Consider the following 21,838-nt stretch of genomic DNA (forward strand, 5'->3'; position numbering starts at 1 on the left):
TGTTTACACTGAATTATAACCCACTATTTTGACCGGAACTGATGTTTAAATATCTTTGTGAACAGTCCCGCCAGTCCATGCGCTGTATCCATCGGCTCAATCTCTTTTTTTTCATCCTCTAAAACCATTGCCAGCTCCAGCATGGCTCTGGCAGACGGTGCATCCGGATATGCAAGAGATACCGGCTGTTGCTGCATCACCGCTCTCGGAAGGCACTCGTCATACGGAATGGCTCCCAGATATTCCATCTCCATTCCGAGGAACTTATTTACCACGGTATTAAGCTTAAGATATAGCTCTTTTCCCTCTTCATAGCTCTGAATCCTGTTCCCGATCATTTTAATGGAAGTACTGCCCGCTTCAAACCCATCATGACGATGAAGCGTCTTTAAAAGTGCATAGGCATCCGTGATCGAAGTCGGTTCCGGTGTTGCCACTAAAAGCACCTCTGAGCTGGAAGCAACCAGCTCGATCACGGTATCCGAAATACCGGCTCCGGTATCAATGATCACGACATCTGCATAATGATCCAGCTCATACATGGTGCGGACCAGACTTAATATCTGATCTTTATTGAGATTCGTCATTTCCCGCAGACCCGAGCCGCCGGAAATAAACCCGATATCTTCCGGTCCGGTACAGATGATGTCTTTCACGTCTTTTCCGCGGAACATCATATCTGCCAGATTATACTGAGGGCGCGTTCCAAGCATCACCTCAATATTCGCAAGACCAAAATCAGCATCCAGTATCACAGCCCGCTTTCCCAAACGGCTCATCTGGATCGCCAGGTTGACAGAGACGTTGGACTTTCCCACGCCGCCTTTTCCGCTGGTTACAGTAATCACCCGTGCAGACCGCTGCTTTTTATTTTGTTGTTTTACAATATTCCTTAGCTGTTCTGCCTGATCCATCAGTTGTTCCCTCCCAGAAGCTGTTTTGCCATCTTCTGCGCATCTACTTTTCCAATGTCATCTGGTACATTCTGCCCCCAGGTCATATAAGACAGAGGTGCCCCCGTCAGCATACGGATATTAAATACGTTTCCAATTGCATCTGTTTCATCAAGTTTAGTAAAAATCAAACTGTATTTCGTAATCTCTGAATATGACTGGGAAATCTTCACAAGATCCCGGTATTTCGTTGTAGCACTCATCACCAGAAATACTTCCCGCTGTTCCTCCGGTACTGTCTCCAGCAGACGATGAATGTCTTCCTTCTGCTCCTTATTGTTATGAGAACGTCCCGCCGTATCAATCAATACGAGATCATATTCCTCAAGTTCTTCCATGGCATTTTCCATTTCATCCGCCGAATATACTACTTTAAGTGGGACACCTAAAATATTGGCATATGTTTTCAACTGTTCCACTGCCGCAATACGGTAGGTATCCGATGTCACTAATGCCACTTTCACCTTCCCTGACAACTTCAACATAGAAGCAATCTTGGCAATCGTTGTTGTTTTCCCCACACCGGTCGGGCCAATAAAAAATACATATTTTTTCTTTTTGGCATGAAGATCGATCAGACGGGGACGCCCAATTTTTAATACAATCTTCTGATAAACGCCGGAAAGGATATTATCCAGAGACGTATCCTTTTTGAGGCTGCCCTCGATTTCCTCCAGAATCTGCTCAATATATGTCTCCTCTACCTCATTGTTTTCCATTTGAGACCGGATCAGACGAATATACGCTTTATTTTTGTCCGGAAGCTGTTCTTCTTTTTCTTCCTTCTTTTCCGGCTCTGTCATAACCTGTTTTTCCAGAAGCTTCTGCAGATCACTCAGCTTCTGCTCAATGGCGTTGTTTTCTGATGGAATCTCTTCTTCCGGCTCCTCCTCCAAAATCACCTGATTCCTCTCGGCCAAAACAGCCCTTGCCGCCTCTGCCTTTGCTGCTTTGGAATCCGGTGCCGGTTTTATTTCACCCTGCATAGCCTCCTGCAGCTTTGAAAAATCCGGCATCTCTTTCGACGCACTATCCGTAACCACCTCATCTACCGCAGCCGTTACCTCTACGCTTTCCTTTCGAAAAAACTTTGCAATGCCCTTGGGAATGTTCTTTTTTACATTCATGATCACTACGTCTTTTCCAAGCTCTTCTCTGGCAAGCGCTGTGGCTGCCTCTTCTGTCTTTGCAATATATTTTTTAATAACCACTATACTGTCACCATCCCAATTGATTGTAATTCTACGTCATTTTCTATCTCATTATAGGAAACAACGATCAAATCCTTAAACTGCTCTTCCGTAATCTTCTTGAAATACATCCGCACGATCGGCGAAGTAATAATGATCGGATTTTTACCAAGCTCCTCCATTTTCTCCACCTCGTCCCCCACGGATGCCAGAATTCCCTTCGTTCTGTCAGGATCAAGATTAATATAAGCCCCCTGCTCCGTCTGCTTCACAGAGTTCATGATCTCCTGTTCGACCTTCGGATCAAGAGTTACCACACTGGTCATCTCATTTGCAGGGAAATATTTATTGGAAATCGCCCGTTTCAGGCTTTGTCTGACATATTCTGTCAACACATCCGTGTCTCTTGTGGTCGCAGCATTGTCTGCCAGCGTCTCAAAAATTGTCACAAGATCCCGGATTGAGATTCCCTCTCTCAAAAGATTCTGCAGTACCTTTTGAATCTCACCAACCCCCAGCAGCTTCGGCACAAGCTCTGAGATCAGTGTTGTATTCTGCTCCTGAATATTGTTGATCAGATTCTGTACATCCTGGCGGGTCAAAAGCTCATCCAGATGATTGCGGATAACCTCCGTCAGATGGGTTGCAATAATAGAAGGCGGATCCACAACCGTATATCCCAGAGATTCCGCACGCTCTCTCTGCCCCTCCGTGATCCAGATCGCCGGCAGATGGAAGGACGGCTCAAAGGTTGGAATTCCCGTGATTTCCTCCTCCACATAACCCGGATTCATCGCCATATAATGATCAAACAAAATTTCTCCCTCACTTACCGGTACACCTTTGATCTTGATCACATACTGGTTCGGATTTAACTGAATATTATCTCTCAAACGGATCATCGGAACAACACATCCAAGCTCCAATGCGATCTGACGCCGGATCATTACGACACGGTCCAGAAGATCTCCGCCCTGATTCACGTCTGCCAGCGGAATGATACCATAGCCAAACTCCAGCTCGATCGGATCAACCTGCAACAGGGAAACCACATTTTCCGGACGCCGGATCTCTTCTGCAGTCTCTTCCTCTGCATTGACCTCTTCCTCGATATCCTGTACCTCCATGGAAGATTCCATTACACGGCCAACCACAATAAATAAAATGGCATAGATCAGACAGATCCATGTCTGTAATGGTGTGGCAATTCCAAGGAATGCCATGGTTGCACCGACAATATACAATACCTTTGGTATAGAAAACAGCTGACGTACCAGCACGCCACCAAGATCCGACTCCTTGGAAACCTTTGTAACCAGAATACCGGTAGACAACGAAATGATCAGAGACGGGATCTGTGATACCAGTCCGTCACCAATGGTCAGAATCGTATAACGCTGCAAAGCCTCGTTGATATCCAGCCCCTGCATCATCACACCCAGCACAAGACCACCCACAAAGTTGATCGCTGTAATTACAAGACCTGCCGTAGCATCTCCCTTTACATACTTGGAAGCACCGTCCATGGAACCAAAAAACGCCGACTCATCCTGAATCTTCTGGCGTCTTTCCTTCGCCTGCTCATCGGTGATCGCTCCCGTATTCAGATCAGCATCAATGGCCATCTGCTTTCCCGGCATCGCATCCAATGTAAAACGCGCGGTCACCTCAGAAACACGCTCCGAACCTTTATTGATAACGATCATCTGGATCAGGATCAATACGGCAAAGATGATCACACCCACCACAAGATTACCGCCGCCTACGAAATTACCAAATGTAGCAACGACATTTCCGGCATAGCCATTTAACAGGATATTTCTTGTAGAACCTACATTCAACGACAGACGAAATAATGTAGTCATCAAAAGAAGTGTTGGAAATGCTGACATCTGCAATGCTTCTTTTGAAAACAGCGCTGTAAATAAAATGATCAACGACAGACTTATATTTAACAGAATTAATATATCCAACAATAGTGTCGGAATCGGTATGATCAAAAAGATAACCGGAACAAGTATGTACAGTCCCAGTAATAAATCTGATCTCTGCATAATACACTTTCTCCTTTTCTATGTCTAATTCACTCTGCCCTGCAGACTATATACATATGCAAGAACCTCTGCAACCATCTGATACAGCTCCGGCGGTATCTCCGCTCCGATCTCTACATTATGATATAACATTCTTGCAAGAGGTTTGTTTTCTACAATCTCAACGGCATTTGCCCTTGCCACATCCTTAATCTTCTGTGCAAGATAATCAGCCCCCTTCGCAACCACAACCGGTGCTTCATGCGCTTCTTTATCATATCGAATTGCAACTGCCAGATGTGTTGGGTTGGTAATGACAACATCTGCATTGGGAAGATCCTGCATCATTCTTCTTTGTGATGCCTGCTGCATTCTCTGTCTCTGCTGACTCTTTATCTTAGGATCTCCCTCGGAATTTTTATATTCATCCTTCACTTCCTGCTTGCTCATCATCATATCCTGATGAAACTTCCATTTCTGATAAAACAGATCAAAAACGGCAATTGCAGCAAAAAATAAACTGATCCGGATGCCAACGCTGATCACAGTATCTCCAATCACTGCAATGGCCTGCGGAAGTGTGTAGGAATACATCTTAAAGATCAATGGCCACTGATCTTTAAGATATGAATAAACTACATATGCAAGTATGATAACCTTTGCCGTGGACTTTAACAGATCCATGATCTTGTCTTTAGAAAAAAGCCTCTTCATCCCTGAGACAGGATTGAATTTGTCAAATTTCGGCTTGAGCGGCTCCGTTGTCACCTTCCACTTTACCTGAAATAAAATAGATACGATCGTTACAACAAAACCGGCAATCATCATAGGAAACGCCGCTACCACGATATCCCACAGGGAACTGCGGATAATCGTTCTGGCCATATTTGTATTAAAGGGTTCACTGGTATAATCACCGATGCTCCCCAGAGTCTTATGAAAACTGCTGATAAAACGGTTTCCAATAAAACCCACAAACACTTTCAGCATCAGAAAAAACACAAGCAGAGTCGCAGCCGTCACCACCTCTGTGCTTCGCATAACCTGTCCCTTTTTCCGGGCATCTTCCAGCTTTTTGGCAGTAGGCTCTTCGGTTTTTTCACCATCCTGTCCTTCTTTTGCAAACAATTGCAGATTATAGGACAGATAATAAGGTTTTAATCTCCCTTCCTGCATATCCAACTCCATTCAAAACGGTATATACATCACACCATACCTAACATATACTATAACTCATTTCATATCAAATAGCAATGATATGACCCTGTCTTTTCTCAAGATCATGCCATCTGTTCAATAAACAATTTCGTGAGCTTCTGCATTTCCACAAACATAAAATCCACGATATTTGGAAGGTATCCCATCAGCAGAAACAACAGAAACAGACCAATAAACACCTTTAACTGCATACCGATCACAAACATATTCATCTGCGGTGCCACCTTTGCCAGAATACCCAGCACCACATTTACAATCAAAATACATGAAAAGATTGGAAGGATGATCCGAAAGCCTATGACAAAATAATCTGTAATATATGTCGCCATCACAGATAAAAAATCCCCTTTTAGATTTGCCCCTCCAATTGGGATCAATTTATAAGAATCATAGATTGCATCGATCACAAAATAATGCATATCCGATACAACAAATAACGCCAGAAAAAGCTGACTGAAAAGTCCCGATGTAATAGTTGACTGCACGTTGGTCGCTGGATCAAATTCCATTGCCATGGAAAAACCAATCTCCATATCAAACATATTACCGGAGAAATTAAGAATATATAAACAAAATCCGGAGGCAAGTCCTATAATGGCACCCGTAATCCCCTCTTGTAAAACAAGAGTGGCATACCCCACCACACCCTGATAACTCAAGGATGTAAAATCAAGCATATTTGCCGCAACCAAAGAAAAAAAGAAGCTAAGTCCCATCTTTGTAAGTCTCGGAAAATTTTTGGAATTAAAAAAAGGAGCCGTCACCATCATAGATGCAATCCGGATAAAGACCAAAAGAATATACTCTAAATACTCTATCGTAAACTGCACCGGACACCTCCTCCTTTCCAATTAAAATTATTTTATATATTGCGGTATGCTCTTCACAAGATCAACAAACAGAGAGGTCATGTCATTTAACATCCATCCTCCGGCCAATACCAAAACCGCCATCACCGCAATAAACTTTGGTACAAATGTCAGCGTCTGTTCCTGAATAGATGTGATCGTCTGAAAAATACTGATAACAAGTCCCACAACAAGAGATACGATCAGCAGTGGTGCCGAGGTCTTTACGATCACCCACACAACCTCTCTCGCAATATCAATTACTACATCAGCCGTCATATACTACATCTCCTCTCCTAACATTATGAAATTCCTATTGAAACGATCGAACCAACTGGTCTACGATCAAATTCCATCCATCTGCCAACACAAATAACAAGATTTTAAACGGCAATGATATGGTTGTGGGCGGAAGCATCATCATTCCCATGGACATCAGGGTGGACGCGACCACCATATCGATCACGATAAATGGCAGATAAATAATAAAACCAATAATAAACGCCGTTCGAAGCTCACTGATAATAAACGCCGGAATAATAGTTGTAATTGAAAGATCATCATAATCCTTAATCTCATCAGAGGAAGTCTTATTGATCTCCATAAAGAGCTTCAGATCCTTGTCCCTCGTCTGTCCCAGCATAAATTTCCGCAAAGGAGCAAGTCCCGCATCCAAAGCATCCTTTTCTGTCATCTGACCCTGGGTATACGGCTTCACCCCGTCATCATAAACCTGAGTAAAAACCGGAGTCATAATGGCAATCGTCATAAAAAGAGCCAGTCCCACCAGTACCTGATTTGGCGGCGTGGTCTGTGTACCAAGAGCTGTTCTCAAAAAATGAAATACCACGATAATGCGCGTAAAAGAAGTCAGCATGATCAAAATAGACGGTGCCAGCGCAAGAATCGTCAGCATGATCAAAATCTGAAGCGTCGATTCCAAGCGGGTACTTCCCAGATTTGATGTAATATTCAGATCAAAAGTATCATCGTCTCCGTCGGCCTGTCCTGCAATCTCGTCCTGCGTGGTCTGATCCACCCTCTTTGCTGCGGTAGAATATGCCGGCGCAGAAACAGAGAATACAAGAATAAATAACGCAAATGTCAGCATTCCTTTCCATATTGACTTGTGAGATAATATTTTTTTCAATGGATTCATAACTAAAACCTTTTCTATTTCTCTTTCTTTTTCCCGGATGGAAACTGCTGTCTCATCATATCCCGAAAAACATCTTTAAACGGTGCCCCATCCACCTGTGGCATCTGTGCCGTCAATTCCAGCTGATCCTCCGGAATCTCTGTCAGAAAACGGATCTGATCCTTGCAGACAGATACCGCTATATATTTCTGACCAATCCGCATAATGCAGATCTGACGATTTGGGCCCATAGAAAACGTATCAATAATTTCCATATTGTTGGTCTGCTTCTTAATAAATCCGGATTTAGCGTACCATTTGGTTACATAATAAGAAGCTGCCAGGATCAATATGAAAGCAATCAAAAGCATCAATAATTTCAAAAAGCTGGCAAGTGCAGACTGACCCACTATAAATACAGACATATCTACACCTCCAGCTTCCTTTTTCTTTTATTTTGTAATCTCTGTGATACGAATACCAAAATTTTCTTCGATCACGACAACCTCGCCCTTAGCCACAAACTTGCCATTAACAAGGACATCCACCGGCTCTCCTGCCAGCTTGTTTAACTCAATGATCGTTCCCGGTGAAAAGTCAAGAATTTCTTTGATCGACTTATTAGAACGTCCAAGTTCTACCGTCACCTCCAAAGGAACATCCATGATCAGATCAATATTTTCCTGCTGCATCAGCGGACTGACTCCGGCATTAAACGGCTGGAACTGTGCAGGCTGAACATTGACATTTGGTGCAGGCATCATATATGGCTGCTGCATCACCTGCTGTGCCATATCCGGCTGCATTTGCGGCTGCTGTGGCATTGCCTGTGCAGCTGAATTCATATTCACTCCCGCCATCGGATCCGGTGTACTCTGCGGCTGTGCTGCCGGTGCAGGCTCCGGCTGAGCTTCCTCCTGTCCCAGTCCTGCATCACCAATAAATTTCTGATACAGATCTCTTGCAAAATCAAAAGGATATAATTGCATGATCTGACTGTCTACAAGATCCCCGATCTGCATTGTGAACGATACCTGTACCAGTTCATCAGCCAGGAAACTTGATACTGTCACATCATCAATGCTGTCATTCAGATCAACAACACTTGCCGTAGGCGGACTGATATCAACCTTCTTATCCAGCATAGAAGAAAGGGATGTCGCTGCCGATCCCATCATCTGATTCATTGCTTCACTGATCGCACTCAAATGAAGCTCTGTCAGTTCTCCTTCTGTATTTGATCCATCTCCACCCATCATCAGATCGGTTATTACCTTTACATCATGCTCTTTCAAGATAAGAACATTATTTCCTGAAATTCCATCAATATAGGAAATGTGAATAAAAACACACGGCTTATCATATTGTGCAGATATTTCATTGATCGTAACATACGAAACCTTCGGAGTCGTAATAGTTACTTTATTATTCAGGAGAGTAGATAATGTCGTTGCTGCGGTTCCCATATTAATATTGGCAATCTCTCCGACCGCATCTCTCTCTGCGTCTGTCAGTGTCATCGTTGTTGGCGCTGCCGTTGTTGTTGCAGCTCCTGCGGCCCCTGTCAACGCATCGATTTCTTCCTGTGATAACATACCATCCATATATTTATTGCTCCTCCCTTATCACTGACGTCACCCGGACAGCATAAGAATCCGAAATGGCACCAGGCAGTGCTCTGAATTTCATAATATTTCCAACATACACATCTAATTCATCGTCAACCTTGGAATCCAGCTTAATAATATCCCCTATCTGTATATTCATAAAATCATTTACAGATATGGTGCTCCTTCCTAACAATGCACGAATCGGTATCTTGGCACGACTAATAATCCCTTCAATCGCTTCCTCATAATGTTCTCCATCCCTCTCCCGCATGGTAGAATACCAATACTTTGTATTTAATTTATCAATAACTGATTCCACACATGAATACGGAATACAGATATTCATCAATCCTTCTACAGTACCTATCTTGACATTCATAGTAACGATTGCCGTCATCTCACTCGGAGAAATAAACTGTGCAAACTGCGAATTCGTCTCAATTCTCTCCAGTCTCGGCTGCAGTTCCGTTACACTCTGCCATGGATCCACCAGCAATCCGGTACAAACCTCCATGATCCTCTCTAATATGATCAGCTCAATCTCGGTAAACTCTCTGGACTTTTCCAAAGGATTTCCTCCACCGCCAAGCATACGGTCCACAATCGCAAATCCCAGATTAGAAGCTAATTCCAACAGGATGCTTCCGCTAAGCGGGGCAAAATCTACAACCCCCAGCAATACCGGATTGGACAATGCATTGGAAAACTCGGAATATGTATTCGCCTCCGCATTCATTACTTCAACCTGTACTGATTTACGCAGATATGCCGGCAGATTTGTCGAAAGAAGTCTGCCATAATTTTCAAAAATGATCTCCAAAGTACGCAAATGATCTTTTGAAAACTTCGATGGTCTGGCAAAGTCATAATCTTTCACCGCAACCTTCGGGGTATCATCAATCTCATCAGGATTAATCTCACCACTATTTAATGCACTGAGCAAACTGTCTATCTCATCCTGCGATAAGACATCTCCCATTCTCTTCACCTCACACCTGAACTTCTCTGAACCTTGTCCGAAGCTCAGCCAAAATTAGTCACTTCATATAAACACATTCATAATAATCATATCACATTTTAGCTAAAAAGCAAATGCCTAATTATACATGAGATTAGTCAGCGAAATTTCCACAACAGCCTTGGAATCCAAAAGACTCTGGATTTTTTCCAATGCTTCTTTTTTAACAACTTCTTCGGAAATATCATTTACTGTATGTGACTGGATCACACCACGGATCACATCGGTAAGCTTTGCTTCGTTTGCTTTTAAGGTTTCATTGACATCCTTGTAATCCTTGGCTTTTTTATTTAAGGAAAGAGTATATCCATCCAGCATTGCATAATGCATTTTCCCGTCATCACCAGATGCCAGATTCAATGTCTGCTGGGATTCAAAAGCAACGGAATACTGCTCCAAATCCTTCAGCGTGTAATCCTGTGCCCCTTCCGAATCCTCCTGATCCAGTTCCAGATTCAATACAGATGCAACCTGGGTGATCAGATTGTTTGTCTTTTGGAAAGTTGGTAGCATTACAAAGAACATAATCGCGGTCAATATAACATTGATCACGGTTAATGCTGCAATAATTACACTAAAAATATTTTTTTTCATAAAAACTCCTTACCTTTCTATATCATTTTATCAAATATAACAGTTCAATCAATATCGCTGTATATCTTAATCTCTACACGCCGGTTTTTGGCTCTGCCGGCTGCAGTGGAATTGTCCGCTACCGGATCTACATCTCCTCTTCCGGAGGCTTCCATATGTTTCTCACTTAATCCCTTTTCTTCCACAAAATACTCCAACACCTTGGTTGCTCTCGCAGTGGACAGCCACCGGTTACTTGGATACTCTCTGGTATGGATCGGATTGCTGTCGGTATGACCCTCAATCTTAATCTGACGATCTTTATAATTCTTTAATATGTAGGATACCCGGCTGAGGATCGTCTTCGCTCCGGAACGTATCTCTGCGCTTCCCGAATCAAACAGCACTCCACCACTCAGAGAAATCATAACATATTGGTAATTCTCATCCATAGTAACACTGACAGAATCCTCGATACGGTTCTTTTCCGTACCTTCTACCACATCGCTGTAAAGTTTTCTGGTATCCTTTTGCTGTTTCTTTTTTTCTTCTGCCATAGGATCGTCTGCATCGGTATCCTCCGCTGCTTTTCCCATATCGGAATAATACTCGTCCAAATTATTCAGCTGTGTGGCACCACTGGAAATCAGTTGTCCCTCACCTATGGCCTGCGCTCCACCACTAAATATGCTAAAGCTGTTGGACATAGAGGCGACCAGTTCGGAATACTTCACCTCATCCACAGAAGACATAGAGTACAACAGCACGAAAAAACACAGGAGCAGATTCATCAGATCCGAAAATGTGTCTTTCCACAGGTCGGTTTTGATTTCTTCCTCTTCTTTTTTTCTTGCCATTATGCCTCACCACCTTCAGCGGCTCCTCCATCACCATTTCCCATGTTCTCGCGAATCTGTGGTGAAAGGAAGGATTTAAGCTTCTCCTCGATCACACGAGGGTTCTCACCTGCCTGAATGGACAAAAGTCCCTCCACCATGATCTCTTTCATCGTGATCTCCAGGGCATTGTTCTGTTTCAACTTGAATGAAATCGGCACACAAAGCCAGTTTGCCAGAATAGATCCATAAAATGTCGTAATAATGGCAACACCCATGTTTGGTCCCAGCTTGCTCATATCATCCATATTGAACAACATGTTTACAAGTCCCATCAGAGTACCGATCATACCCCATGCAGGACCCATACTACCTAATGTAGCCCAGAAGTTGATCTTTTCATTATGACGACCGTCAATAGCTCCAAGCTCTGTCTCCATAATACTTCGAACCAGCTCCGGGTCAGTACCATCCACGATCAGCATGATGCCTTTCTTTAAAAACTCATCATCTACATCATTCGCCGCTTCCTCCAATGCCAGAAGTCCTTCCTTACGGGCAATATTGGACAAACGAATGATATTTTCAATGACATTTACCTCATCTGCCTTTGGCACCTTAAAAGCCAGCGAGATAGTCTTTACACACTTTCCCAGCTCCGGGATACTTTTCGCCTGTGTAAGCATACAGCCAAATGCGCCACCGAATGTTACGATAGCTGAAGCAGGATCCACAAAGTGACCAAATGCTGTAACTCCACCAGATGAAATAATACCGATGATACAACATGCGATACCAATGACAAGACCCACTATTGTAGCTATATCCATTTTTTCCACCACCTTATGTATGATTAGTCAATTCGAAACGAATTGCACTCACTCCTATATGATTTTACTAGATTTTTTACTTCTTGTCTACTTTCTTTTACAATTATTTTTTTGCCGGTGGTCAGAGTAATAATTGTATCCGGTGTTTCTTCCACTGTTTCGATCAGATCTGCATTCACGGTAATGCTTCCACCATTCATCTTTGTTACATCAATCATTTTCTTCACTTCCTTTACACTAAGAAAATGAGCGGTATTGTATCAAATACTTACCGCCCATCTTCCACTTATTTTCATTGTATCAGGGAAATTATTCCACCAAAAAACGATTATTCTGTATTATTATCTCTTAAGATTTACAAGCTCCTCAAGCATAGTATCTGATGTTGTGATAATACGTGAGTTTGCCTGGAAACCACGCTGTGTCGTGATCATATTGGTAAACTCTGATGCCAGATCCACGTTGGACATCTCCAGAGCACCTACCGTAATGCTTCCGCTCTTGGAAACTTCCTCACCAATACCATCAAACAGACCGGAGTTTAAAGAAGCACGGAACAAACTCTCTCCCTCCGCCTCCAGACCAGACGGATTTGAAAATGTAGCAACACAGATCTGCGCCAGGCATCTTGTCTCACCATTGGAATATTTACCATAGATCTTTCCTTCCTCATCAACGGAAATACCTGTCATTGTTCCGGCATAGTTACCCGCGTTCTTGCCACCCTTATCACCACGCTTATATGTCACCTCACTGGTTCCTCCCTTGGAGAACTGGGTCAGAGAAGAGAAATCAACCTCTATACCGCCATTATCATTTGTTGCATCATACTGTGGGAAAGTACTGTCATTTCCTACATGTTCTGCATCCTCGCCCTGATAGATAGCAAAGTTGACACAATTTCCGGCATACTGCTGATTGCTTCTGTTTGCCGTAATAGAGCCGTCGGCTCCTACCGTAGCATCTACTGCCGAAAAGTTTCCTGACTGGCTGTTAAAAAGAAGCGGGATCGTACTTGACTTCATTGTAAACTCACCGGTATTCTCATTAACACCATTTACAATGCCGCTATCCGCATCATTCAAAGAGGTGTCAATTCCAAATTTTGCTCCCTTATTACCAAAAGAAATCTGTGCTCCGCTGCTGGAATATTTCACGGACCCATCTGCCTGCTCTGTCTTCTTTACAAAGATAGACTCGCCCTCTGAGTTATATACATCAGCCACTCTTGCTGTATACGGTACAACAGAGCTTGTAGTTGTTGCATTTGGATCAGAAGGATTCTTTGTGATCATAAGCTTAACGGTATAAAGCTCACCCAGCTTATCATAAAAGCTGAATGTTACCGGTACACCACCACCTGTAATATTTCCATTGGCATCCAGAGTCGGTGTAAGCTGCTTATCATTTGGATCAATATTGCCAAGCAAGGTAGCTGCTGTAGTTGCTGTTGGTGCCGCAGAAGTCTGCTTTGCTGTCATAATCTTTAAATCTGTTGCAATATCCTTTACGATATTTCCGTCGTCATCTGCCATCCATCCCTGAACAATACCGTTGTTTGTTGTACAATAAAGATTTCCGGAAGGATCTACGTTTAACGCACCTGATTTGGTAAAGAGCTGCTCTCCGTTTACATTTACTACCAGAAAAGACTCCCCGTTAATCGCCACATCTAGAGCACGGTTTGTCGTTGTGGGACCACCATTTTCTGTAATATTTGTCGTAATGGATGCAACCAGACCACCAAGACCGATCTGCTTTGCATTGGTTCCGGCTGTATTTGTCGTGCTGTTTGGACCGGTGGCAGGTGAAATTGTCTGATAAAAGGTATCAGAGAAATTAACACTGCTTGATTTAAATCCCACCGTATTTACATTTGCGATATTGTTACCAATTACATCCATTTTTGTCTGGTGTATTTTTAATCCTGCCACACCAGAATAAAGTGATCTCATCATAATAAAAACCTCATTTCTGCACACATTATGTAATCATATCTCCCGCCAGGTGTGCCCTGCCGGAAAAACTGCCGCCTCCCGTGAAGCCGCATTTGCTGCAGGAATGTCACTAAGATCCATCTGTCAGTCAAGATCTTATGCCTCCGAAAAGGTCCGGCATCTGACATTTCCCAAAATAAAATTATCCAATCACAGCGCCATCAATATTTGTAAATACGGAATCTGAGCTGTCCCCCAGTGCTGTTACCACCGTATTATTCTTTACATTAACGATAAACGCCAAATTGTCAACCATCACCAAAGACTCCTGAATTCCCTTTTCCCGTGCCTTCGTTGTACCACTTTCCAAACGCTCCATCTGTGTCTCCGACAAATTGATGTTGCGTCGTGCAAGCCGTTCGTTTGCATGTTTTGAAAATTTCAGTCTGCTGGCATCATGTTTCTGTTCTGCCGTGTCTAAAATCTTCTGAAAGGATACCTCTGTCTGGGAGGAATTCTCTCTGCCTGTGGCTGTTTTTCGCTGTAACAGCTGACCTGCCATCATATCAATGGACGTGTAATTTTCATTCAGCTTATGCATAAACATCCACTCCCTCTGCTTTAAGCCTGCGCTGTTTCTTTGCCGGTATTCTCTGTTTTGTCCGTGTTCTCTGCATCCTTATCGGTGCCGTCCGTGACTTTGTCGGTATTTTCCGTATCCTTGCCAGCCGTGTCCGGGTTTTTTTCAACATTTCCCTTGATCGTAAGCGTTACGCTTGCATAATCTACCGTCTTATTGATGTCATCAAAACCGATTCCAACAACATACTTTCCTGCCGGAAGCGATGCAAACACACTCTTATCAATGGTTAATACACCATTCTTGTAACTCAGCTTGCCGGCATCGATCTTTGTGGTCGTTCCATCCTCAGCCATCAATGCGACTGCCAGGCTGGTTGCCTCATATCCATTGGATCCCATGCTGATTCCTGTAATCTTGGCATTCTGTGGATCATGATGCAGATAAGTGATCTCCTGCTGTTTTACCGATGGAATATACTGAGAAATCAGATAATTGTCATCAATCACCTCAACAATATCATCATAAGAATACATCTCACCATTGACTGATACATACGGCTTACCGTTTTGCATCTTAACGTACTCGACCATACCTTGTACTTCTTTTTCTGCCCCTGTCTCTGATGTCTCCCGGATACGCACCTGCTTACCAACCAATGTGTATGCTGAAGTATTTGTTGCTGTGCTGTTCAGATTCTGCATCTGCTCCAGAGATGAGAACTGTGCAAGCTGTGCTACATACTCTGTGTTGGATTCCGGCTCCAGCGGATCCTGATATTTCATCTGCGTTACCAGAAGCATAAGAAAATCATCCTTGTCCAACGCAGATCCTGTTTTCTTTTCCGTTTCCTGTGAAGTCTCTGAAATATTCACCTGACCGTTGTCTACCGGTGCAACTAAACTCATATAAACTCTCCTTTCCTGCTATAAACTGCATTTTATGCCGTGAAATCAACGCTTGAACCACTGTCCGGCATAATACTCCGGCGAACGGACTGCGCTGTTTCCTCCTGATTGTCTGTTTCCTCCTCATCCGAGTCAAAACGGAACCGGGATCGTTTTCCATTACCCTGCCGGAAATTCTTCTGGTCTCCCGTATCTGTCTGTCCACTCTGTGAAAAAGCGAAATCAGAAACGGATACCTCAACTGCTTCTACCTTCAGGTTCTTTTGTTCCAGATTCTCCCGAAGAGTGATCATCTGACTTTCCAGCGCTGCCTTTGCCTCTGCATTCTGCACGGTAATACTGGCGGTCATCACACCATCCCTGCTGTTGACAGTAAGAAGCATTTTGCCAAGCCGTTCCGGATTTAACTGCATTTCCAGTGTTGTTGTTTCATCCTGCAACGAGGAGTGAACCCGCTCCACAACCTGATTGACAATATCAATCATCTGCTGCATATTGACCGGCTCCTGCACCTGCTCCACATTGGAAGCCTGCACCAAGTTTTCTACAAAGTTCATAATCGTCTGGGATCCTGTCACGGCAACCGGAGAATCCTCAAAATATGACGTCGGATTTCCTGACTGGCCGGCTGTCTCCTCTCCGTTTCGGAATGCATTCTGCATCAGATCCTCTGCGCCTGCATCAGATGAATTTTCACCAGAATTAGCAGCCACCGGCACTACATCTTCATTTGTCACTTTGACATTGTCCTGAACCGCTTCTTCCGACAGAACGGTATTTTCTGCCATCACCTGTCTGTTGACATTTTCGCCGTTATCTGCAACAACAGTCGAAGCATCCGGGCTGCTCTCCGTCAATACCGATTCCGGAGTATCCCCTGATACGGAAAAAGTCTCCTTTATCTGATTCTCCTTCTGCTCAGAAACTATCTGCACATCTGCCTGTGATACATCCTCTGTTACAGATACCGCTCCATCATCTGCTACTGCTGTTCCTTCAAGCTGGTCGATCAAGTTTCGCAAAAGCTCGCTGTCATCAAACTGATCGGCTGACATATCGCTTAACTGCTCTCCTGTAAGACCTGTGAGCTCTTCCCAGTTAATATCAAGCAGACCGACCGATAATTCTGAAAACTGCTGCATCATGTTTTCATTGGTCAGAAGATCTGTCACATCATTGCCGCCATTTACCTGCACGACAAACTGCTGCAACACTTTGGGATCAAGCAGCTGCATCACTGTAATCCCCATAGAAGCAAGCGTCTGCTGAAGTATATCCTCATCCAGCCCCAGAACGTCCTCCACAATGGATCTCACTTTTTCCTCTGCCTGAAGAAAATCATTTTTGGTGAAGCTCTCCGCTGCAGAATCCGTCTGGCTGACATCTGATTTTTGAGAAGCATTCTGCGTTATCTGCGAAACCTTATCATCCGGATTTCCACAAGTATTCGTCTGATTGATCACAGCGTTCTTTTTCTTTGCTGTTCCGGTCTTGCCTTCCACAACATTCTTACCATTTCTGGAATTCTTCATATCTGTCATGATCTTTTGAAAATCTCCGGAATTTTTGGAAGAATTTACAACATTCGCTGATGGTGCGGTCAGATTTCCATCCGATATAATCGCACTCAATTTCTGCATCATTTCACCTCCTTTTTCTTAAAATATCTATGTCAACGGATTACTCCGCAGACAACAAACTAATCTACTGCAGATATCTTTTTGGTAATCTGTGCCGCATAAGCACTATCCATCTGTTCCAAAATCGCTGCAGCCTTTTTTTCCTGCATATTCTGCAGAATGTCACACACCAGATCCAGATCCTCTGTCATCTCAGACAATCTTACTGCCGCCGCAGCCGCATCCATATTGGCATAATATGTACCAAGAGTCTCCGCCTTCTTGGAATACTGCTGTTTCTTTAATACCTGCCGGTAAATCTTCTCGGCATTATCCGGCTGAATCTGTTCATAATAGTTCTGATATTCTGAAATATCCGGTGCCTTATCATTAAAAACAACCTTTTCGTCAAATTCCTGCACACGCTTATTAAATGCATCCTCGGAATCCTTATACTTTTGGAGCTTTTTAACCTGTGCCTCCAGATCCGCTATATAATCGGCATTGGCCGTCGTGGTTCCGTTTTCTGAATCCAGTTGGCTCTCCAGTTCCTTAATCCTTGCATTGGCCGACTTTAATGTTGTGTATTCATAATTTCCTTCCTTTGCCTGCTCCTCCTCGGATGGTGTCGGCAGAATCCGGTTCACCACCGGCACATCCTTCAATACCGGATACAAAACATTACTTCCGATTCCTCCCACATCAAACTTGATCAGGCAGGCAAAGATAACCAGCCATATGGCAATGATCGCAAGAGCGATCAGTACCGTTACAATCCTGCTCCCACCTTTTTCTCTGTCTAACATATTATCGTCATTTTTTGCCATTATACTTACCCCTCTCTGCCTGCTTCCCTGCCAAACCGGAAGCTGACTAATTCATTTATTTCTTTTTGTTCTTCGGCATTCAATTCTTTTTTGAAATCCTCAAACGCATTTTCCTTCAGTTTTTCGTATGTCTTTCTTTCTTTCATGGCTTCATTCAGTTTTTCTCTGGCCTTTGTCACCTGTTTTTGCTGATTGAATACCACCATTTTCTGCAGGCTGATATTATATTTAATATTTTCCACGCCATCCTCCAGCTGTCGTATCCGTAACAGATCCAGCACTGCACTGATCTGCCGGCGAAGCTGCGCCTGCACTTCTTCCTTATGCTTCTGAAGTGCTTCCAGTTTTTCCTGCTCACGCTGAAGCTGCGCCATCTGCACTGCATATTCCGCTTTTGCCTGATCTTCCAGCTTCAGTTTGATCTGCAGTATGCTCTCCATAGAAAAAACAAATCTGGCCATATATTATGCGTCCTCCTCCGGAAAAAGCTCTTCTAACCGCAGGATACTTTCCTCAAAGCTGAGCTTTTCGTAAACATCCTGCTGCAGAAACTCATTCACTGCATCAATTTTGGACAATGCATAATCAATGGATGGATTGGAACCCGCCTTATATGCACCGATATTCACCAGATCCTCTGCCTCCGCGTAGGTTGCCAGTACATTTTTTAACTGACCGGCTGCCTTCTTGTGCTGAGGATCCACAATACTGCTCATAACACGGGAAATGCTCTGGAGTACATCAATCGCCGGATAATGATTTTTCTGTGCGATCTTACGATCCAGTACAATATGGCCATCTAAAATACTACGCGCAGTATCCGCAATCGGTTCATTGAAATCATCACCATCTACCAGGACGGTGTACAATCCTGTAATGGAACCCTTGTCGGAACGCCCCGCCCTCTCCAGAAGCTGTGGCATCTCTCCATAGACGCTTGGCGGATATCCTCTGGATACCGGCGGTTCTCCGGAAGCAAGTCCAATCTCTCTCTGTGCCATAGAAAAACGTGTCAGGGAATCCATCATCAAAAGAACGTCTCTTCCTTGATCTCTGAAATACTCTGCTACGGCAGTTGCCGTCATCGCCGCCTTTTTACGGATCAATGCCGGTTTATCAGAGGTTGCCACGACTACAACAGACCTCTTCATTCCTTCCGGTCCCAGATCTCTCTCAATAAATTCCCGCACCTCACGGCCTCGCTCACCGATCAGTGCGATTACATTGATGTCCGCCTTTGTATTTCTTGCAAACATTCCCATCAGGGTACTTTTACCAACACCACTTCCGGCAAAAATGCCAATTCTCTGTCCTTTTCCCACGGTGATCAGACCATCCACTGCCTTTACCCCCAGAGGAAGCACTGTATCGATCAGCTCTCTTGTCAAAGGATCCGGCGGCTGCGCCTGTACAGAATAACCACATGAGCAGTGAATCTCTGAACCGTCAATGGGATTGCCCAGACCATCTAAAACCTTGCCCAGGAGTTCATCTCCAACCATAACCTTTAAAGGAGCCCCCGTATTTTCCACACGGCTGCCAAGTCCCACTCCCACCGTCTGATCATAAGGCATCAACAGGACCCTGTCGTCACGAAACCCAACCACTTCGGCATTGATCACCTGATCTTTATCCTGTGTAATAATATGACACAGATCGTTTAACTTGGCGGCAGGGCCAATGGACTCTACCGTAAGTCCCACCACCTTTGCCACCTTACCAAGTTTTTTTTCATAGGACTGGTTTAACAATATTTTATATTTTGACAGGTCAATATCAACCATCCGTTTTCCTCCTCAGGCATCTACATGATCGTCAGCATTTTAATCTGATCTTTTAAATTCTGAAGCTGTACATCCAGGCTGCAGTCAATGATCCTCTGATCCGTTTCAATAATACACTGGTTTTCCTTCAGACTGTCATCCTCGGTAATATCAAACTCAACACCTTCTGAAACGCATTTTTTCAGTTCTTTCTTGTTTGCAGACACCCTTAAAACGTCCGCTTTGGAAACTCTCAGATTTACCGATTTTGTCTTTTCTAATTGATTCAGTGCCTGATGGATCAGATACACAATAACATCCTTTTTGTCAGAGCAAAGAACTCCGGTGATTTTTTCAATCAGGGCAGCCATAATCTCTGCATATTTCGGTTCTAGTGCCTCTTCCTGTTCCTTGAGCACCTGACGCTCCTGTTCCATCTGCTTCTGCAATTTTAATGCTGCTTCCTGCAGCCGCTCCTTCGCCTGCGCCTGCCCTTGTTCAAAGCCTTCGTTTCTGCCCTCTTCCTGTGCCTGCTCACGGATCTGCGACGCTTCTTCCTGTGCCTTCTGTACTATTTTCTGCGCCTCTTTGTGAGCCTCAGCCAGAAGCTCCTCCCTCTCCTGAGAGGTCTCCTTCTGCATTTTTTCCCGTTCCTCCCGGCGGACATCATCCATATTCAGGACATTCATTCCTCCCTGAAAACCTTCCTCCCGGCTTTCCGTATCCGGTTCTGAAGAAACCTGCTCTCTCTGCAGCAGCTGTGGCACAAACTGCACCATCTGATGATCCGAATCGATCACTCTGGTATCATCCTGATCCATCTGAAAATATACGGATTTTATCAAATTAGACAACGATCTCGTCACCTCCGCCTCTGGAAATGATGATCTCCGCAGAATCCTCCAGCTTTCTGATAATATTTACAATCTTCTGCTGTGCTTCCTCAACATCCTTCATACGGACAGGACCCATAAATTCCATATCCTCTTTGATCATCGTAGCAAGACGCTTTGAAAGGTTATTAAAGATAAGATTCTGAACTTCTTCATTGGAGCCCTTTAACGCAACAGCAAGTTCGTTATTGTCTACCTCACGAAGCACACGCTGTACAGAACGGTCGTCCAGGGAAAGAATATCCTCGAATACAAACATCTTCTTGCGGATCTCGTCTGCAAGCTCCGGATCCTCGATCTCCATGCTCTCCATAATATGCTTTTCCGTTCCACGATCTACAGTATTCAAAATATCCACGATCGCATCTACGCCACCCACAATGGTGTAATCCTGATTGACCAGAGAAGCAAGCTTCTGCTCCAGCACCTTCTCCACTTCCTTGATCACATCCGGCGAAGTCCGATCCATCTGGGCAATACGCTTTGCCACATCAGTCTGCTTATCAGGCGACAATGCCGAAATGATCACGGACGCCTGCGCCGAAGACAGGTAAGATAAGATCAACGCTATAGTCTGTGGATGCTCATCCTGAATAAAGTTCAAAAGCTGGCTGGCATCTGTCTTACGAACAAATTCGAAAGGACGAACCTGCAGAGAAGCTGTCAGCTTTCCGATCACATCTCTTGCTCTTTCGGCTCCAAGAGCCTTTTCTAAAAGATCCTTAGCATATCCGATACCACCCTCAGCAATATATTGCTGAGCCAGACATACCTCATAGAACTCGTCCATTACTTTATCCTTTACCGCCGGCGATACACTTCTTGTATTGGCAATCTCCAATGTGATCTGCTCAATCTCGTCCTCCTTCAGATGCTTAAATACGGACGAAGACTTGTCCGGCCCCAGTGCGATCAAAAGGATCGCCGCTTTCTGGATCCCTGATATTTCCTCTGACTTTGCCATTTTCATCCTCCATTTCTGCCACAAAGCTATGGCATCATTATCTTCCAATTATAGCGGATAAAGGAATTGCGCACCGCAATTCCTTTATAATATTCATACC

At 44.0% G+C, this 21,838-nt stretch carries 23 protein-coding genes; all 23 read right to left on the reverse strand.

Going from position 1 to position 21,838, the window contains the following annotated elements; all coding sequences use genetic code 11:
- Window positions 1–23: 23 nt before the first annotated feature.
- On the reverse strand, window positions 24–914 hold the full coding sequence (locus H8704_RS10540) for a MinD/ParA family protein (protein ID WP_249298245.1): 891 nt from the start codon (window positions 912–914) through the stop codon (window positions 24–26).
- On the reverse strand, window positions 914–2,164 hold the full coding sequence (flhF, locus tag H8704_RS10545; protein WP_118676229.1) for a flagellar biosynthesis protein FlhF: 1,251 nt from the start codon (window positions 2,162–2,164) through the stop codon (window positions 914–916). The genes H8704_RS10540 and flhF overlap by 1 nt, the downstream gene beginning before the upstream one ends.
- Complete coding sequence (flhA, locus tag H8704_RS10550) at window positions 2,164–4,197, reverse strand: flagellar biosynthesis protein FlhA (RefSeq protein WP_022463871.1); 2,034 nt, start codon at window positions 4,195–4,197, stop codon at window positions 2,164–2,166. Before flhA ends, flhF begins: the two co-directional genes overlap by 1 nt.
- Window positions 4,198–4,221: 24 nt before the next feature.
- Window positions 4,222–5,352: a flagellar biosynthesis protein FlhB gene (gene flhB / locus H8704_RS10555; RefSeq protein WP_022463872.1), complete on the reverse strand. Its 1,131-nt coding sequence runs from the start codon at window positions 5,350–5,352 to the stop codon at window positions 4,222–4,224.
- 104 nt (window positions 5,353–5,456) lie between these two features.
- Window positions 5,457–6,224 (reverse strand): flagellar biosynthetic protein FliR, encoded by a 768-nt coding sequence (fliR, locus tag H8704_RS10560; RefSeq protein WP_249298246.1) that lies wholly within the window; start codon window positions 6,222–6,224, stop codon window positions 5,457–5,459.
- Between the two features lie 27 nt (window positions 6,225–6,251).
- On the reverse strand, window positions 6,252–6,521 hold the full coding sequence (gene fliQ, locus H8704_RS10565; RefSeq protein WP_249298247.1) for a flagellar biosynthesis protein FliQ: 270 nt from the start codon (window positions 6,519–6,521) through the stop codon (window positions 6,252–6,254).
- 34 nt (window positions 6,522–6,555) lie between these two features.
- Window positions 6,556–7,401, reverse strand: coding sequence for a flagellar type III secretion system pore protein FliP (gene fliP, locus H8704_RS10570; protein ID WP_022463875.1), 846 nt, complete (start codon window positions 7,399–7,401; stop codon window positions 6,556–6,558).
- Window positions 7,402–7,415: 14 nt separating this feature from the next.
- Complete coding sequence (locus tag H8704_RS10575) at window positions 7,416–7,805, reverse strand: flagellar biosynthetic protein FliO (protein WP_118676235.1); 390 nt, start codon at window positions 7,803–7,805, stop codon at window positions 7,416–7,418.
- Window positions 7,806–7,832: 27 nt separating this feature from the next.
- The gene (gene fliY / locus H8704_RS10580; RefSeq protein WP_249298248.1) at window positions 7,833–8,984 is read right to left on the reverse strand and encodes a flagellar motor switch phosphatase FliY; all 1,152 of its coding nucleotides are present in this window, start codon (window positions 8,982–8,984) and stop codon (window positions 7,833–7,835) included.
- Window positions 8,985–8,988: 4 nt separating this feature from the next.
- Complete coding sequence (gene fliM / locus H8704_RS10585) at window positions 8,989–9,969, reverse strand: flagellar motor switch protein FliM (protein WP_249298249.1); 981 nt, start codon at window positions 9,967–9,969, stop codon at window positions 8,989–8,991.
- Window positions 9,970–10,086: 117 nt separating this feature from the next.
- Window positions 10,087–10,602, reverse strand: a complete 516-nt coding sequence (locus tag H8704_RS10590; protein ID WP_022463879.1) for a flagellar basal body-associated FliL family protein — start codon at window positions 10,600–10,602, stop codon at window positions 10,087–10,089.
- A 44-nt stretch (window positions 10,603–10,646) separates the two neighbouring features.
- Window positions 10,647–11,438, reverse strand: a complete 792-nt coding sequence (locus tag H8704_RS10595; RefSeq protein WP_022463880.1) for an OmpA/MotB family protein — start codon at window positions 11,436–11,438, stop codon at window positions 10,647–10,649.
- Entirely contained in the window at window positions 11,438–12,247 is an 810-nt protein-coding gene (locus H8704_RS10600) for a motility protein A (RefSeq protein ID WP_022463881.1), read from the reverse strand. The genes H8704_RS10595 and H8704_RS10600 overlap by 1 nt, the downstream gene beginning before the upstream one ends.
- Window positions 12,248–12,270: 23 nt before the next feature.
- Entirely contained in the window at window positions 12,271–12,465 is a 195-nt protein-coding gene (locus H8704_RS10605) for a flagellar FlbD family protein (RefSeq protein ID WP_022463882.1), read from the reverse strand.
- A 123-nt stretch (window positions 12,466–12,588) separates the two neighbouring features.
- The gene (locus H8704_RS10610) at window positions 12,589–14,205 is read right to left on the reverse strand and encodes a flagellar hook protein FlgE (protein ID WP_249298250.1); all 1,617 of its coding nucleotides are present in this window, start codon (window positions 14,203–14,205) and stop codon (window positions 12,589–12,591) included.
- Between the two features lie 181 nt (window positions 14,206–14,386).
- Entirely contained in the window at window positions 14,387–14,791 is a 405-nt protein-coding gene (locus H8704_RS10615) for a TIGR02530 family flagellar biosynthesis protein (protein ID WP_330605951.1), read from the reverse strand.
- Between the two features lie 14 nt (window positions 14,792–14,805).
- Complete coding sequence (locus tag H8704_RS10620; protein WP_249298251.1) at window positions 14,806–15,672, reverse strand: flagellar hook capping FlgD N-terminal domain-containing protein; 867 nt, start codon at window positions 15,670–15,672, stop codon at window positions 14,806–14,808.
- Window positions 15,673–15,704: 32 nt separating this feature from the next.
- Window positions 15,705–17,312, reverse strand: a complete 1,608-nt coding sequence (locus H8704_RS10625; protein ID WP_249298252.1) for a flagellar hook-length control protein FliK — start codon at window positions 17,310–17,312, stop codon at window positions 15,705–15,707.
- Window positions 17,313–17,371: 59 nt separating this feature from the next.
- Window positions 17,372–18,118: a MotE family protein gene (locus H8704_RS10630; RefSeq protein ID WP_249298253.1), complete on the reverse strand. Its 747-nt coding sequence runs from the start codon at window positions 18,116–18,118 to the stop codon at window positions 17,372–17,374.
- A 5-nt stretch (window positions 18,119–18,123) separates the two neighbouring features.
- A complete protein-coding gene (gene fliJ / locus H8704_RS10635) occupies window positions 18,124–18,579 on the reverse strand; it encodes a flagellar export protein FliJ (RefSeq protein ID WP_022463888.1) in 456 nt (151 codons plus the stop codon).
- Between the two features lie 3 nt (window positions 18,580–18,582).
- Window positions 18,583–19,902, reverse strand: coding sequence for a flagellar protein export ATPase FliI (gene fliI / locus H8704_RS10640; RefSeq protein WP_249298254.1), 1,320 nt, complete (start codon window positions 19,900–19,902; stop codon window positions 18,583–18,585).
- A gap of 20 nt (window positions 19,903–19,922) precedes the next feature.
- A complete protein-coding gene (locus H8704_RS10645; protein WP_249298255.1) occupies window positions 19,923–20,735 on the reverse strand; it encodes a FliH/SctL family protein in 813 nt (270 codons plus the stop codon).
- Window positions 20,728–21,738 carry a flagellar motor switch protein FliG gene (gene fliG / locus H8704_RS10650; RefSeq protein WP_249298256.1) on the reverse strand — a complete coding sequence of 337 codons (1,011 nt, stop codon included), beginning with the start codon at window positions 21,736–21,738 and terminating at the stop codon, window positions 20,728–20,730. Before fliG ends, H8704_RS10645 begins: the two co-directional genes overlap by 8 nt.
- Window positions 21,739–21,838 lie beyond the last annotated feature (100 nt).

It is taken from the genome of Jutongia huaianensis (assembly GCF_014384985.1).
GTDB classification, from domain to species: Bacteria; Bacillota; Clostridia; order Lachnospirales; family Lachnospiraceae; genus Jutongia; species Jutongia huaianensis.

Excerpts from the sequence above, each read along its gene's own strand:
- H8704_RS10540 (WP_249298245.1), bottom strand. The coding sequence starts at position 914 with ATGGATCAGGCAGAACAGCTAAGGAATATTGTAAAACAACAAAATAAA.
- flhA (WP_022463871.1), bottom strand. The coding sequence starts at position 4,197 with ATGCAGAGATCAGATTTATTACTGGGACTGTACATACTTGTTCCGGTT.
- flhB (WP_022463872.1), bottom strand. The coding sequence starts at position 5,352 with ATGCAGGAAGGGAGATTAAAACCTTATTATCTGTCCTATAATCTGCAA.
- fliQ (WP_249298247.1), bottom strand. The coding sequence starts at position 6,521 with ATGACGGCTGATGTAGTAATTGATATTGCGAGAGAGGTTGTGTGGGTG.
- fliP (WP_022463875.1), bottom strand. The coding sequence starts at position 7,401 with ATGAATCCATTGAAAAAAATATTATCTCACAAGTCAATATGGAAAGGA.
- H8704_RS10575 (WP_118676235.1), bottom strand. The coding sequence starts at position 7,805 with ATGTCTGTATTTATAGTGGGTCAGTCTGCACTTGCCAGCTTTTTGAAA.
- fliY (WP_249298248.1), bottom strand. The coding sequence starts at position 8,984 with ATGGATGGTATGTTATCACAGGAAGAAATCGATGCGTTGACAGGGGCC.
- fliM (WP_249298249.1), bottom strand. The coding sequence starts at position 9,969 with ATGGGAGATGTCTTATCGCAGGATGAGATAGACAGTTTGCTCAGTGCA.
- H8704_RS10590 (WP_022463879.1), bottom strand. The coding sequence starts at position 10,602 with ATGAAAAAAAATATTTTTAGTGTAATTATTGCAGCATTAACCGTGATC.
- H8704_RS10595 (WP_022463880.1), bottom strand. The coding sequence starts at position 11,438 with ATGGCAAGAAAAAAAGAAGAGGAAGAAATCAAAACCGACCTGTGGAAA.
- H8704_RS10600 (WP_022463881.1), bottom strand. The coding sequence starts at position 12,247 with ATGGATATAGCTACAATAGTGGGTCTTGTCATTGGTATCGCATGTTGT.
- H8704_RS10605 (WP_022463882.1), bottom strand. The coding sequence starts at position 12,465 with ATGATTGATGTAACAAAGATGAATGGTGGAAGCATTACCGTGAATGCA.
- H8704_RS10610 (WP_249298250.1), bottom strand. The coding sequence starts at position 14,205 with ATGATGAGATCACTTTATTCTGGTGTGGCAGGATTAAAAATACACCAG.
- H8704_RS10615 (WP_330605951.1), bottom strand. The coding sequence starts at position 14,791 with ATGTTTATGCATAAGCTGAATGAAAATTACACGTCCATTGATATGATG.
- H8704_RS10620 (WP_249298251.1), bottom strand. The coding sequence starts at position 15,672 with ATGAGTTTAGTTGCACCGGTAGACAACGGTCAGGTGAATATTTCAGAG.
- H8704_RS10625 (WP_249298252.1), bottom strand. The coding sequence starts at position 17,312 with ATGCAGAAATTGAGTGCGATTATATCGGATGGAAATCTGACCGCACCA.
- H8704_RS10630 (WP_249298253.1), bottom strand. The coding sequence starts at position 18,118 with ATGGCAAAAAATGACGATAATATGTTAGACAGAGAAAAAGGTGGGAGC.
- fliJ (WP_022463888.1), bottom strand. The coding sequence starts at position 18,579 with ATGGCCAGATTTGTTTTTTCTATGGAGAGCATACTGCAGATCAAACTG.
- fliI (WP_249298254.1), bottom strand. The coding sequence starts at position 19,902 with ATGGTTGATATTGACCTGTCAAAATATAAAATATTGTTAAACCAGTCC.
- fliG (WP_249298256.1), bottom strand. The coding sequence starts at position 21,738 with ATGGCAAAGTCAGAGGAAATATCAGGGATCCAGAAAGCGGCGATCCTT.